Genomic DNA, 14,351 nt, shown 5'->3' with positions numbered 1-14,351 from the left:
CGTTGACTTTTGGCACGCTGTTGAGTTCTCAAGGAACGGACGCTTCCTTCGAAACCGTTTCACCGGCTTCTCCGGGCGCTTCCCTTCGGTGTTTCCAACCTTACCAGATCCGATTTCCGGTCGTTTCCGATCCGAATTCCGTTTCCGGCCCCCTGCTGGAGCGGGGTCTTTCGCGCCTTCCGGCGTGTCCACTACTTTAGCGGATTCCCCCGGATGCTCATAATCGAGTTCCCCGGTCCGAATTCCGGCATGCCGAAATCCATCCCGATGAGGGGCCGTGCAGTAGTGGTTTGCCGCCGGTGCGGCTCAAGTGCTGACCTCAGAAAACCGTTACGGCTCCGTGGCAGCTCGGAGTACATTACGGATCGCCCGGACCCGTGTCAACCTCGGCTGGGCCAAATGCCTCAGTCGAGGTCGCTCAGCCGTCCCTCGGCGTCGGGCTGGTCCTCCTCCACCCGGCGCAGCACGCGGGTGAGCATCTCGCCGAGGGCTCCGCGCTCCTCGCTGGAAAGGTCCTGGAGAAGGTCCGCCTCGAAGACCGTGGCCTGGCGCATCGCCTCGACCCACTTCTCCCGGCCGTCCGGGGTCAGCTCGACGATGACGCGCACCCGGTTGTCCGCATCACGCTCACGGGTGACCAGACCCTCGTTCACCATGCGGTCGATGCGGTGGGTCATGGCGGCGGGGGTGAGGCCCAGCCGTTTGGCCAGGTCGCCGGGGCCCAGTTGGTAGGGAGCCCCGGACAGGACGAGCACCTTGAGGACCTCCCACTCGGAGTTGCTGATCCCCAGCGTGGCCGACTGGCGGCCATAGGCGACGTTCATTCGCCGGGTGAGCCGGCTGAGCGCGCTGACGACCTGCTCCACCTGAGGGTCCAGGCCCTGGAACTCGCGCTGGTAGGCCGCGATCTGCTCTTCGAGGCTCAGCAGGTCGTCCGGGTCGGGGGTCTCCGCCATATGAGGAGTATGACACGAAACTCATTGGCGCTGAAGTCCTTCGCTCTGTACTCTTAAGCATTGAAGTTTAGCTTCGAAGTCTTCAGACATCGATCCTCCGGGCTGACCCGCAGGTCAGACCCGTTGTCCTTTGACCCTCCTCGACCTAGGTAGGTGAGTGTGACCACCGCGATGGGCGCAGCGCTGCGCCGTATCCAGCTGGGCAACGCGCTGAGCGCGTTCGGCAACGGCTTCACAGTCCCGTTCCTCTTCGTCTATGTGGCGCAGGTGCGGGACCTCGGTTCGAACACCGCGGGCATGGTGCTCGCGACGTTCGCCGTGGCCGCGCTTGCCGTGCTGCCCTTCATCGGTCGGGTGATCGACCGGCGAGGGCCGCTGTCCGTTGCCGTCGCGGGCGCGGTCGCCGCCGCTGTCGGATCGATGGGGCTCGGCCTGGCGTCGAGCGAGTCACTAGTGATCGCCGCGGCCGGAGTGCTGGGCGCGGGCATAGCGGCCATACAGCCGGCGCTGGCCACGCTGATCGTCTGGTGCTCGACGCCGATCACCCGGTCGCGGGCCTTCGCCACCCAGTTCTTCCTCGGAAATCTGGGCCTCGGCGTCGGCGGGCTGCTCGGTGGGCTGCTGGTGGACACCTCCGCCGCCTCGAGCTTTGTGCGGCTCTTCGCGATCGACGCGGTGATGTTCCTGGTGCTCGGCGCGGCGGTGGCGACCGTAAGGCTGGAGCGGACGCCGGTGTTCGACGACCCGGTGCCGACCGCCGATGAGCGGCTCGGCGGCTCCGGCGGCTGGCGTGCCCTGCTCGGCCACCGCGCCATGGTGCAGCTGTGTGCGCTGGGCTTCGTCATGTTCTTCGCCTGCTACGGCCAGTTCGAGTCCGGGCTGTCGGCGTTCGCGGTGGATGTCGCGCGGATATCGCCGTCGATGCTGGGCATCGCCCTGGCCGCGAACACGGCGGCGATCGTGCTGGCGCAGTTCGTCGTGCTCAAGCTGGTCGAGCGGCGGCGGCGCAGCCGGGTGATGGCGCTGGTCGGGCTGGTCTGGACGGTGGCGTGGTGCGCCGCCGGGACCGCCGGGCTGATGCCCGGGAGCCAGGCCGTCGGCGTCACCGCGATCATCTCGGCGTACGCGCTCTTCGGGCTCGGTGAGGCGATGCTGTCGCCGACCATCGCGCCGCTGGTCGCCGATCTGGCACCGCCGTCGGCGCTCGGTCAGTACAACTCGGCGTTCGCACTGGTCAAGCAGCTGGCCCTGGCGGTGGGTCCGGCGGCCGGCGGGCTGATGGCGGGCGCCGGGCTGTACGGGGCGTACATCGTGACGCTGGTCGTCTGCTCGCTCGGCATCACCGCGCTCGCGCTGCTGCTCGGCAAGCGGCTCACGTCCGAGCAGGACAACCCGCTGCGGGCGGTCGCCGGGGCCGCGGTGCCCGCGCCGCGAGCGGCCTCGTCGGACGAGGTGACCACCGCGGCCTGAGCCGGCCGGACATTCCGCCATCGCCCTGGCACGGCGAAGGAGCCAGTCGGCTCCGCCGTGCCAGGGCGATCTGTCGGTCGGGGGCGGTCGTGTCCCCGCTCAGGCCCGTACTGCCGGACCCCGTGGTGCTAGCCCACCGGCAGGGCGAACTCGCACCACACCGCCTTGCCGCCGCCCGGTGTGCGGCGTGAGCCCCAGGCCGAGGCGATGGTCGCGACGATCGAGATACCGCGTCCGGCCTCGTCCACCGGTTCGGCCCGGCGGCGGCGCGGCAGATGCTCATCGCCGTCCGTCACCTCGATGATCAGGCGGCGATCGGTGCGGCGCAGCCGGAGCCGCATGGGCGGTGTGCCGTGCTGGAGGGAGTTGGCGACGAGCTCGCTGGCGGCGAGCACGCCCAGATCGCGCAGCTCCATGGGGAAGCGCCAGCTGGCGAGGACCCCTGAGGCGAAGGCCCGGGCGCGCGGTGCGGCTTCCACCCCGCCGAGGAGCTCGAGCGCGGCGTTGTGGAAGAGCTCCGCGTCATGCCCTGTACGGGCGGGGTGCTGGAGGACCAGCACCGCCACATCGTCGTCGTGTTCCGCGGTGATGCCCAGGGCCCTGATGAGGCGGTCGCACATCACCTGGGGCGAGCCGGTCGCACCCGCGAAGACGCGCTCGAGCGCGGCCACTCCGTCGTAGATGTCCTTGTCCCGCCGTTCCACCAGACCGTCGGTGTACAGGACCGCGCTGGCCCCGGGGCCGAGCGGGACCGAGCCGGTGGTGTGCAGCCAGCCGCCGGTGCCGAGCGGCGGTCCGGTGGGCTCGGAGGCGCGGCGCACGGTGCCGTCCGGGTCGCGGACCAGGATCGGCAGATGGCCCGCGGAGGCGTAGACGAGGCGGTTCTCGTTGGGGTCGTGGACGGCGTAGACGCACGTGGCGATCTGGTGGGGGTCGATCTCGGCGGCCAGGCCGTCGAGGAGCTGCAGCACCTCGTGCGGCGGGAGGTCGAGCCGGGCGTAGGCGCGAACGGCGGTACGAAGCTGGCCCATGACAGCGGCCGCCCGCACCCCACGGCCCATGACGTCGCCGATGACGAGGGCGGTGCGGCCGGCGCCCAGGGTGATGACGTCGTACCAGTCGCCGCCCACCGCCGCGTCCGTGCCGCCGGGCTGGTAGGTGGCGGCCACCCGCAGATCGTCGGGCTGCTCCAGCCCCTGGGGAAGGAGGCTGCGCTGGAGGGTGACGGCCGCCTCGCGCTGGAGGCGCTCGCTGGCGCGCAGCCGCTCCGCGGATTCGACCTGGTCGGTGACGTCGGCGCCGAAGACGAGCACGCCGCGGACCGGCTCGGTGGCCGTGCCGATGTCGGTGTCGGTGGCGGTGGCGGTGGCGACGGTCTCGGTGGCGACCGCCTCCGGCGCGGCGACGGCCTTACGGACGACGCCTTCCCGGACCGAGCCGTCCACCGGCGATCCGTCCACGGGCATTCCGTCCACGGCCCCCTCCCCCGCCTGCTCGTCCGCCGGCCGCGCGGGGGCGACGGCCTTCGGCGCGGCCATCTCGATCGGGGAGCAGGTGAAGGTGTAGTAGCCGTGGCGGGACCGGCCGGGGCCGGGGGCCGCGCCCTCCTGCCGCGGCCCGGGCGTGGTCGCCGGGCCGCCCGCGGGCACGCGCCGGGACTTGACCGTACGGGGCTTGCCACTGCGCAGGACCTGGTCCATGAGCGGCAGCAGCCCCAGCTCTCTCAGCTCGGGCAGGGCCTGGCCGGCGGGTGTGCCGGGGGTCCGGGAGCCGAAGAGCTCGACATAGGTGTCGTTGAGATAGGCGATGCGGTGCTCGGGGCCGTAGACCACCGCGACCAGCGCCGGCACCTGGCCGAGGAGGTCATGGGCGGACAGCCCGTCGAGGGTCGGGACGGCGGCGGGCGGCGCGGCGCCGGAAGGGGCGGCGGCGGGAGGCTCACCGCGCCCCGCGGGGTCGGCGCTCTCGCCGCGGGCCGCCGGGACGGAGCCGCCACCCGCGGCGGCCGCGGGCTTCGGCCGCCGCGCACCGCGGTCTGCCCGGGCGGCGATGCGTCGCTGGGTTCGGGGGAGCCGGGCGCTCCAGCGCGTGAAGTTCACTGCGGATTACCTCGTGGGGTGGTGGCGGAGCGGCGCGCCGGCGCGGGATCGGGGAGATGGGTGCGGGTGCGGGGGACGACCCCCAGGGGAATGCAGCAAACTTCCGAATCCTCGCGATTGTCACTCTTTGCAGATACGAGCCCACCCATGGTCACACGACCAGTGTGGCCGACCGGACTGACATCCGTGAGACGCCGATCGTGGGAGGGGAGTTCCCGGCTCCGCCCCGATCGGCTCAACTGGCCCCGGGATGGCGACCGGTGTCCGCGGCGAGTTTGAACTCGGCGCGCGGGTTCTCCAGCGACCCCAGCGAAACGATCTCGCGTTTGAACAGCCCCGACAGAATCCATTCGGCCAGCACGCGTGCCTTACGGTTGAACGTCGGCACCCGGCTGAGGTGGTAGACGCGGTGCATGAACCACGCCGGGTAGCCCTTCAACTTGCGCCCGTAGACGTGTGCGACGCCTCTGTGGAGCCCCAGGGAGGCCACGGAGCCCGCGTACTTGTGCTCGTAGTCCGTGAGCGGCTGACCCGCGAGCGCGGCGGCCACGTTCTCGGCGAGGACCTTGGCCTGGCGCACGGCGTGCTGTGCGTTGGGGGCGCACTCCGCACCGGGCCGGTCGGCCGTCAGATCGGGCACCGACGCGGCGTCCCCGGCCGACCAGGCGTGCTCCACGCCCTCGACCTGGAGCGCCGCGGTGCATTTGAGCCGACCGCGCTCGTTCAGGGGCAGATCCGTGGAGGCGAGGATCGGGTGCGGTTTGACGCCCGCGGTCCACACGAGCGTGCGGGTGGGGAAGCGCGAGCCGTCACTCAGTGCGGCGATCCGGTCGGCGCAGGAGTCCAGGCGGGTCTCCAGCCGGACGTCGACATTGCGGCCGCGCAGCTCCCGGACGGCGTACTTGCCCATCTCCTCGCCGACCTCCGGAAGGATCCGGTCGGTGGCCTCGACGAGGATCCACTTCAGGTCTTCGGGGGCGATGTTGTGGTAGTAGCGGACGGCGTACCGGGCCATGTCCTCCAGCTCGCCGAGTGCCTCGACGCCCGCGTATCCGCCGCCGACGAAGACGAACGTCAGCGCCGCGTCGCGGACGTCCGGGTCCCGGGTCGAGGAGGCGATGTCCAGCTGTTCGAGGACGTGGTTGCGCAGGCCGATGGCCTCCTCGACGGTCTTGAAGCCGATGCCGAACTCGGCGAGGCCGGGGACCGGGAGGGCGCGGGACACGGATCCGGGGGCCAGCACCAGCTCGTCGTAGTGGATGTCGACCGTGCCGGTGCCCTCTTCCTCCGTGGCGAGGGTTCTCACGGTCGCGGTGCGTTTGCCGTGGTGGATCGCGGTGGCCTCGCCGATGACGACCGTGCAGTCGGGCAGGACCCGCCGCAACGGCACCACCACATGGCGGGGCGAGATCGATCCGGCCGCCGCCTCGGGCAGGAATGGCTGGTAGGTCATATACGGCTCGGGGTCGACCACGATGATCTGCACCCCGCCGTGCCTCAGCTCCCGCTTCAGCTTCCGCTGGAGGCGCAGCGCGGTGTACATCCCGACGTAGCCACCACCGACAACGAGAATGCGCGCTGGTTCCTTCACCCTCCCATGAGGCACGCGCGACCGCGGTTTGTCCACAGGCCCGGCGAATTGTGTGACCGGACGGCTCGCCCCGCCCCGAGCCGCGGAATCGGTTACACGTACGAAATGTCCGCAGGTCAGCCCCGGGATAGGTGGGGGCAAGGGGGCGGATAGCCGGAAAGAGGTGGTCTGCTGCTCTGATCGGGGGGCGTTCTGTCCCGAGCTACCCTCTTCTTTCTGGACCTGCGCTCAACTATGTTCGTAGTTCGTCGGGGTTGTGACTGCCTCGACAGTCTGGGCGGGGAGTCTCCGGGGGGAGACATCATTACCGGGGGATCACTTATGCACCTTCAGGGTTCGTCATGGTCCGCAGCCGTCGCGTCGTCGGACGGAAACGGCGGACGGAACACACCGCTGCGCGTGGACGCGCAGCGCAATCTGGAGCACGTCCTGCGGGCGGCGCGCGAGGTCTTCGGTGAGCTGGGGTACGGGGCTCCGATGGAAGACGTGGCGCGCCGGGCGCGGGTAGGGGTGGGCACCGTCTATCGGCGGTTCCCCAGTAAGGACGTGCTGGTGCGCCGGATAGCCGAGGAGGAGACGGCAAGGCTGACCGATCAGGCGCGAGCGGCGCTGGGTCAGGAGAACGAGCCGTGGTCGGCGCTGGCCCGGTTCCTGCGTACTTCGGTGGCGTCCGGCGCGGGCCGGCTGCTGCCGCCGCAGGTGCTGCGGGTCGGGGTCGACGTGGAGACCGAGATCCGGCTGCCGCAGCAGCGGCAGGCGGCGTTAGCCGCACCGGCTCAGCCGGAGCTCCGGCTGGTCGAGCGGCCGATGGTCGCTGAGGACGAGCCGGACGACGCGGGCGCCGCGGCGCTGCTGGAGGTCGTCGGGCAACTGGTGGAGCGGGCACGGGCCGCGGGCGAGCTTCGCCCGGATGTGACGGTCGCCGATGTGCTGCTGGTGATCGCCACGGCGGCGCCCTCGCTGCCGGACGCGGCACAGCAGGCGGCGGCCTCGGCGCGGCTGCTGGACATCCTGCTGGACGGGCTGCGGTCGCGCCCCATGGGGTGATGCCGTCGGCTGATGCCGTCGGCCCCGGAGCGAGACATGTGCTCGTCTTCGCGTGTCGGTTTCAGGGGGTGAGCGGCGCGTCTCGCCTCCTCCGTACGAGTGACGACATGTGATGGTCGGCCGGGACGTCGCACCTGCTGCTCGTGCCCGCGTCAGCGGGCGGGCGGCGGTGCGGCGCCCCGGTCGGCGGTTTTTGGGCCACGTCGGCGGTTGCGTCCGGTCGGCGGTTTCGGCCTGGTCAGTGGTCGCGGCCGGGTCGGCCTAGTCATCGGCGGCGTCAGAGACAGCGGCATCAGCATCAGTGGCATCGGCGACGTCGGCATGGGCGGCATCTGCATCGGCGGCGCCGAGAGAGCTCAGCGCCTCGTCGAGCAGGCAGAGTGCCACCTCGGGGGTCAGGGTCGTGCTCTCGGTGCGCAGCTTCTCCACCGCGTCCCGGCCCAGCGCCTCGCTCGCGCGCGCCGCGGTCGCGCCGACGTCCCCGGCCACCAGCGGTGAGCGCGGCAGCCGACCGCGCCAGCCGTCGGCGGCGCCCAGCAGCCGCGCGGCGAACCGCTCCTGTCCGCATCCCGCCAGGAACTCGGCCGCCGCCTCCGCCTGATGGGCCAGCAGCAGTTCCATGGAGTTCACCGCGAGGCCCTCGCGCAGCGTGTTCCGCAGCTTGCGCAGTCCGCCGGCCAGATCGCCCTCCAAGCCGGTGATACGGGCGTCCAGGCCGTTGGCCACGACCCAGAACTGCGGCGGCGAGGTGCCGCGCAGCGCACGCTGTCGCGCGGCGTCGCAATACGTCCTGGCCCGCGTTAGATCACCGCGTACCAGCTCGGCCTCGCTGCGCACGATGTCGTTGAACGCCAGCACGTCCTGGGTTCCGCAGCGCTCCGCCTCCTCCTCGGAGCGCTCCACCAGCCTCAGCGCGCCCTCCACGTCCCTCTCGTGGACGGCGAGGTCGGCGAGGCGGGTGTAGAGGAACGGCACCTCGGTGTGGGCGCCGAGCTCCTGCGCGAGCCGCGTCGCCCTCTCATAGGCGGCCTTCGCCTCCCCGAACCGGCCGCGATGGGTGGCGAGCTCGCCACGCGCGCCCTCCACCTGGGCGAGCATCCAGCGGTCGCCGACGCGGGCGGCCAGCTCGCGCAGCTCGGCCAGGTCGTCGCCGGCGCTCTCGACGCCGCCCGGCATGTCGATGGCGAGGTGAGTCCGGTACATCAGCGAGACGCCGAGCGCCCAGTCGTCGCCGTGGGCCCGGCAGTCGGCCACGGTCTGGTCCATGAGCGGCAGCATCTCGCCGCTGAAGCCCTGGATGACGAAGGCCGCGAAGGGCCACAGCAGACCCGGGAAACACGCTCTGCGGGGCCCTGAATGGCTCGCGTAGGCGTCGCGCATGCGTACCGCGGCGTCCCGGATCTCGGGGTCGGCCGGATCCGGGCCGGCGCCCTGCTCGACGAGCAGGAAGAAGAGCAGCAGCCGCAGGTCCATGAACTGCCAGTACCGGGTGGCCTCCTCGTCGACGCCGTCCTCGCCGTCCGGTACCCGGGCCGGGATGAGCGGGAACCGGTCGAGGGGGTGGCCGCCGCCCGGTGCCTGGTCCGTCTCACCGTCCGTGCCGTGGGTGCGGCTCTCCAGGGCCAGGGCACGGCCGACCCATGCGGCGCCCTCGTCCCGGTAGTTGCGCAGCCACCAGAACCACGCCAAGTCCCGGATGAGCGCGAAGACGGTGCCCTCGTCCGCGGTGGTCAGGGAGCGGTGCAACGCTGCCCGGATGTTGTCGAGGTCGGTCTCGACGAGGCGCAGCCAGGGCAGTTGTCCGGCGGAGCGCAGTCGGGGCTCGGCGGTGTGGATGAAGTCCCGGAAGTGGGCGGTGTGACGGGCCATGGCGGCCTTGTGGTCGGCGCGGGCCGCGTGGTCCTCGGTGGCGCGCTCGCCGACGTACTCGTTGATGGTCTCCAGCATCCGGTAGCGGGGCTCGCCGCCCGCCGGACCGGAGGTCTCCGCCGCCGCACCGTGCGACGGATGGTCGACGATCAGCAGGGACTTGTCGACCAGCGCCCCGAGCAGTTCCAGCACCTCGGCGGGCGCGATCCTGGCGTGGGGGCGCGTATGAGAGCGCGTGGGGGTGCGCGTCTCGGCGTACGCAACCGTGTCGCCCAGGGTCGACATGCCCGCCGTCGCGTCCGTAAGGGCGTCACGGACGCCGACGCCGTCCTCGATGACGCCACCGGCGTCCGTGCCGTCCGTGTGATCCGTGTGATCCGTATGATCCGTACCGTCCGTGCCGTCCGTAAGGGCGCTCGCGCCGGGCGGGTCGTCCGCGCACACCGCCTCGGCCGCGGACAGCGTCCACCCGCCCGCGAAGACCGACGCACGGCGCAGCACGGTGCGCTCGCGCTCGTCGAGGAGGTCCCAGGACCACTCGACGACGGCCCGCAGGGTCTGCTGGCGGGGCAGGGCGGTTCTGCTGCCGCTGGTCAGCAGGCGGAAGCGGTCGTCCAGCCGGTCCGCGATCTGGCGTGGGGTCAGCAGCCGCAGCCGCGCCGCGGCCAGCTCGATCGCCAGCGGCAGACCGTCCAGGCGGCGGCAGATCTCCGCGACCGCGGCCGCCGTGTCCGGGTCCGCCGCCGGGTCGAAGCCGGGCCGTACGGTGGCGGCGCGCTCGGCGAACAGTTGGTGGGCTGGGGCGGGCGGCAGCGGTTCCACCGGCCTTACGGTCTCGCCGGGCACCCCCAGCGGCTCCCGGCTGGTGGCGAGCACGGTTACCCCCGGGCAGTGCGCGAGCAGGGTCTCGGCGAGCCGGGCCGCGGTGTCGATGACGTGCTCGCAGTTGTCGAGCAGGAGCAGCAGCCGGCGGTCGGCGCAGTACTCGACGAGCCGACTCGCCGGATCCCCGCCGTCCGCGCTCGTGGTGCGGCTCTCGAGCCCGGAGGCGAGCAGCATGGTCTCCCGACGGCCGACCGCGCTCAGGACGGCGCCGGGGACGGCGGAGGGCTGGTCGAGCGGGGCGAGTTCGGCGATCCAGACGCCGTCCGGGTAGCCGTCCGTCACGGCTCCGGCGGCCTCCTCGGAGAGCCGGGTCTTACCGGAGCCGCCGGGGCCGGTGAGGGTGACCAGCCGGGCGCCCTCCAGGTCGTGGAGGATGTCGCCGATCTCTTTCTGGCGGCCGACGAAGCTGGTGAGGCGGGCTCTGAGGTTGCCGTGCGGGAGAGGCGGCACGGCGGTGCGCGGGCCCGCCTCCCGGCCGTCGACGCGGCTTCCCGTCCCGCCGTCTGTTCCTCCGCCTCCGGCCCGGCCGTCGAACGCGCCCCTGGCCGCCCCGCGGCCGTCGATCGCCGTACCGTCCGCCCGGGTTCCGCCCCCGCTCCCCTCATGGCCGTCGGCCCTCGGCGGAGCGGCCTGCGCGGTGGAAGCGCCGCCGCGCGGGTCCTGGTGGGCCGGCTCGGCGTCCATCGTCAGCAGCCGTCTGTGGAGCTCCTTCAGCTCAGCTCCCGGGTCGGTGCCGAGGCGGCCGGCGAGGATCCTGCGGACGTCCTCGTACGCCGCGAGGGCGTCGGCGGCGTGACCGGCCGCCCCCAGCGCGCGGATCAGCTGGGCGTGGAACGTTTCGTCGAGCGGATGGTCCGCGACGAGCTCGCGCAGCTCGGGTATGACGTCCGTAGGGCGGTCGAGCGTGAGGTCGGCGTCGATCCGGCGGTGCAGCGCGGTCAGCCGGAGCGCCTCGGGGCGGGCGGCGGCCGCGTCCCGGTCCGGCAGGTCGGCGAGGGCCGGGCCGCGCCACAGGGCGAGCGCCTTACGGAGGGTGGCGGCGGCCGTCTCGGGATCGTCGGCGTCCAGGGCGCGTATGCCCTCGTTCGTCAGCCGCTCGAAGCGCAGCAGGTCGACGTCGTCGTGGGGCGCGGCGGTCGCGAGGCGGTAGCCGCCGGGTGACGAGACCACGGCGTCCCTGCCGATGGCCCGGCGCAACCGCCCGACGAGCGCCTGGAGCGCGGCGGGCGCGTCATGCGGAGGGTCGTCGGCCCACACCTCGTCGATCAGGACGTCGACGGAGGCCGGGGCGGTGCGTGCGGCCCTTACGGCGAGCGCGGCGAGCAGCGCGCGGATCCGGGGGCCGCCGAGGGGGAACGGGTCGCCGTGGTCGTCGCGCGCTTCGGTGGTGCCGAGGATCAGATACCGCACAGGGGCCATTCTCCTAGGTTGCGGATTGCCGCTGGGGAGATGGTGCGGAGTGGCGGCGGAGGGGTCCATTCGTTTTCGTCCGCCGTAAGGAAACCGGCTTCTCGTTCCCCGTAAGAACGCTGGATTCCCCCTCCGTGAGAACGCTGGGTTCCCGCCCCCGTAAGAACGCCGAGTTCCAGCGCGGGGCAAGCACCCCGGCTCCCTGAGCGCGAGGGGCAAGCACCCCGGTCACCCCGGCTCCCTGAGTGTCAGGGCCATGCCCCTCAAGGACTCCCCGGGGCGAGACGTCACAGGGCGGCCGCCTCATGCCGCCCCGGTGCGGAAGCCGTCACAGGCTCGGCCGCGGCACCACTCCGCCCGCCACCGCCCGCTGCCGTGGCGCCGCGGTGCCCGTCCAGCAGGTGCCCCGGCGGGCCAGCAGGCGCCGCAGCCAGACTTCGGTGGAGACGAGCTCGGCCAGGCCGTCCAGGGGCAGCCGCTCCCCCTGTGCGGCGGCGCGCAGCGCCTTACGGACGACACGGGCCTCGATCAGGCCCGCGTCGGCCAGCAGCGGCGCGTCGAAGAGGGTCATCAGCTCGCCCGTCCAGGTGCGCATGCCGGTCCGTACGGCGGCGGTGTGGGCGGCGTGGGAGGTGGCTCCCCAGCCGGGGGGAAGCTCCCGGATGCCCGCTCCGGCGAGGACCGACCGCAGCACCGCGGCGCGCGCCCCCGGTTGTACCCGAAGCGCTTCGGGGAGCGCGCGGCAGGCCCGTACGACCTGGTTGTCGAGGAAGGGCGCGTGCAGGCGCTGGCTGCGGATCTCGGCGGCCTGCTCGAAGACGCGGTGGTCCGCCGCGTAGCGGGCGAGGGCGGCGTCGGCGCGGCGCTCCCCGGGGCGGCGCAGCAGCACGGGGCGCACGGCCGCCTCCTCCAGCCGGACGGACACCTCGGCGAGTGTCTCGCCGGTGAGCCAGCGGGCGGCGGGCCCGGGGCGGCACCACGTCAGGGCGGCGAGGGAGGCGGATACGGCGCCGGGGCCGTGCAGCGCCTGCTCGTCGATGAAGTGGCGCTCCATAAGGCGCGCGGCGGCCTCTTGGACGCCGTCGCGGTAGGAGGTGCGGGCCAGCCGTCGGGCGGCCCGGTAGACCGTGAAGGGCACGAAGAAGGACTGCGCGGAGGGGCCGTCGGCCTTGGCGAGCGCCGTTGCGGGGCGCAGCAGGTGGCGTCTGCGGCGGTCGAGCAGCAGGTCCGCGAGGCGTGCGGGGTGGGCGTCGAGCACCTGGCGGGCGCCGTGCCCGATGAAGTGGTCGGCGCTGCCCGCGGCGAGCCGGCGCCGGTGGCGTTCGGCGATGACGAGGGAGGGGCCGGGCTCGTCGGTAAGGGCGCCGGTGTCGAGGCCCGCGTACGGCAGGGCGTCCTCGCCCGCGGCGACGACCACATGGTGCAGCCGTGGATTGGCGGCGATGGCTCCGGCCCGTTCGAGTTCGGCCTCGCGGGTGCGGGCGCCGCCCGCCGTGGCGAGGTCGTTGAAGGTGACGGCCAGGAGCCGCTCGCCCGCCTCGGTGCCGTGCCCGAAGAGGGTGCCGGGCATCCCTGGGAGACCGGCGGCGAGCAGGGCGAGCGTGGCGGAGGCGCTGCCTCCGGACAGATCGGCGCCGATGCCGGGGGCCGGGGCGCCGCGGGCGGCCCGCCGCTCGGCGGGCCCCATGCCGGGCACCGGGCCGGGGTCGAGGTCATCGGTCTCGGGGGCGTGGCGCGGGGCGGTGAGCCGGGCCCGTACGGCCTCCACGAGGGCGTCCCGGACCGCGTCCACGGCCTTGTCCTGCTCGAGTGGGGGCGCGGCGACGGCGAGGGACGCGGTGGGCTCGTAGCCGGTGATGTCGCGGGCGCCGTCGCGCAGGATCAGCGCATGGCCCGGGGGGACGCGTCTGACGCCCATATAGGGCGTGCCGTCGCCCATGGCCTCCGGGGAGTCGGGGCAGGCGAGCAGCGCGCCGAGGTGGCCGACGTCGAGCTGGGCCTCGATGAGGTCGGCGAGCGGGAGCGCGGCCGTGGCGTAGGCCGTGCCGCCGCCCCAGTCGGTGTGGAAGACGGGCCGGGCGCCCGCGAGGTCGCCGACGATGGTGACGCGGCGGCCGGCCTGGGCCACGGCCGTGTAGCTGCCGGGCCAGGCGGTCAGATGGCGCAGGGCGCCGCCGCGGGCGGCGAACAGCCCCACCCGCAGCTCCTCGTCGGAGGCGCCGCAGCAGCCGAAGACGGCGAGGCGGGTGAAGGGGTCGGTCTGGACGACGCGTACTTCATCGGGCCGCCAGTCGCCGACCGCCCACAGCGGATCGGGGTCGGACCACAGGAGTTGGGCACCGACCGGCTGGATCGCACGGCCCTCCGAGGAGACCGGGCCGGATGCGGTACTGCTCCACCCCACCAACCACCGCATCGCCGCCTCCACAGGCTGTGGGCATCCAGGGCAACCAAGAAGTAGGTGCCATCATGCACAGCATGTTGACGGTTTCGGCATCGAACCGGACAACAACATGGATCTCCTGGATGTCCTGTGACCACAGATGAACGCAGGAATCGCAGAGTTGATCCCAGGGGGTGGCGCCTCTCACGAAGGCATCCGTAAGGAGCCCGCCGAGGGAACCACCGCCGGTAGCGACCCACCGTTCCGCCGTGGCCCATGCTGCCACGATTGGGGCGCACAAGAGCGCAAGGGCATCGATGAGTGTGCGAAGCGGCGCACAAAAGGCGCACGAAGGGGCGCACGAAAAGAGCGCCGGCCGAGCGCCAATCCGCAGACCACACGGGGGCCTTACCGCTCCGTGCCGCGGCGGCCACCGCACACGGCGACATCCGCGGCATGTGCTAGGTGGCTCACCGCTCCCGGGGAGAACTGGGCGGAATCCATGCCGAATCGGGGCGCGATCCATGCGGAAGAGGGCTTCCCCCCGGGGGGCGGCCCCCCCCCCCCCCCCCCCGGGGGCCCCCCCGCGGGGTGCGGTATAAAACCCAAATTAGGTGGGGCGCTCGGTGGTGTTTGGGGGT

General features: G+C 72.7%; 7 protein-coding genes. 2 read left to right on the top strand and 5 right to left on the bottom strand.

Annotation, left to right across the window (positions count from 1 at the left end; genetic code table 11):
- Nucleotides 1-404: 404 nt before the first annotated feature.
- Nucleotides 405-956, bottom strand: a complete 552-nt coding sequence (locus tag ACFXB5_RS31450; RefSeq protein ID WP_385214084.1) for a MarR family winged helix-turn-helix transcriptional regulator — start codon at nt 954-956, stop codon at nt 405-407.
- A 159-nt stretch (nt 957-1,115) separates the two neighbouring features.
- On the opposite strand from ACFXB5_RS31450, the gene ACFXB5_RS31445 reads away from it, so the two are divergent.
- Nucleotides 1,116-2,426 carry an MFS transporter gene (locus ACFXB5_RS31445; RefSeq protein WP_385214096.1) on the top strand — a complete coding sequence of 437 codons (1,311 nt, stop codon included), beginning with the start codon at nt 1,116-1,118 and terminating at the stop codon, nt 2,424-2,426.
- A 128-nt stretch (nt 2,427-2,554) separates the two neighbouring features.
- Here ACFXB5_RS31445 and ACFXB5_RS31440 read toward each other — a convergent pair whose 3' ends face one another.
- Together ACFXB5_RS31440 and ACFXB5_RS31435 are read right to left on the bottom strand one after the other, a co-directional pair.
- Nucleotides 2,555-4,525, bottom strand: coding sequence for a SpoIIE family protein phosphatase (locus tag ACFXB5_RS31440; RefSeq protein WP_385214083.1), 1,971 nt, complete (start codon nt 4,523-4,525; stop codon nt 2,555-2,557).
- 235 nt (nt 4,526-4,760) lie between these two features.
- Nucleotides 4,761-6,116: an NAD(P)/FAD-dependent oxidoreductase gene (locus ACFXB5_RS31435; protein ID WP_385214080.1), complete on the bottom strand. Its 1,356-nt coding sequence runs from the start codon at nt 6,114-6,116 to the stop codon at nt 4,761-4,763.
- 321 nt (nt 6,117-6,437) lie between these two features.
- Here ACFXB5_RS31435 and ACFXB5_RS31430 point away from each other — a divergent pair, with 321 nt between their 5' ends.
- Nucleotides 6,438-7,163, top strand: coding sequence for a TetR/AcrR family transcriptional regulator (locus ACFXB5_RS31430; protein ID WP_044572074.1), 726 nt, complete (start codon nt 6,438-6,440; stop codon nt 7,161-7,163).
- A gap of 261 nt (nt 7,164-7,424) precedes the next feature.
- Here ACFXB5_RS31430 and ACFXB5_RS31425 read toward each other — a convergent pair whose 3' ends face one another.
- On the bottom strand, nt 7,425-11,327 hold the full coding sequence (locus ACFXB5_RS31425) for a BTAD domain-containing putative transcriptional regulator (RefSeq protein WP_385214093.1): 3,903 nt from the start codon (nt 11,325-11,327) through the stop codon (nt 7,425-7,427).
- A 328-nt stretch (nt 11,328-11,655) separates the two neighbouring features.
- The gene (locus tag ACFXB5_RS31420; RefSeq protein ID WP_385214076.1) at nt 11,656-13,743 is read right to left on the bottom strand and encodes an asparagine synthase-related protein; all 2,088 of its coding nucleotides are present in this window, start codon (nt 13,741-13,743) and stop codon (nt 11,656-11,658) included.
- Nucleotides 13,744-14,351 lie beyond the last annotated feature (608 nt).

This window comes from Streptomyces sp. NPDC059455, assembly GCF_042750115.1.
Lineage (GTDB): Bacteria > Actinomycetota > Actinomycetes > Streptomycetales > Streptomycetaceae > Streptomyces > Streptomyces endocoffeicus.
Note: the sequence above shows the minus strand (reverse complement) of the source record. Positions and strands in the feature narration are given on the sequence as shown.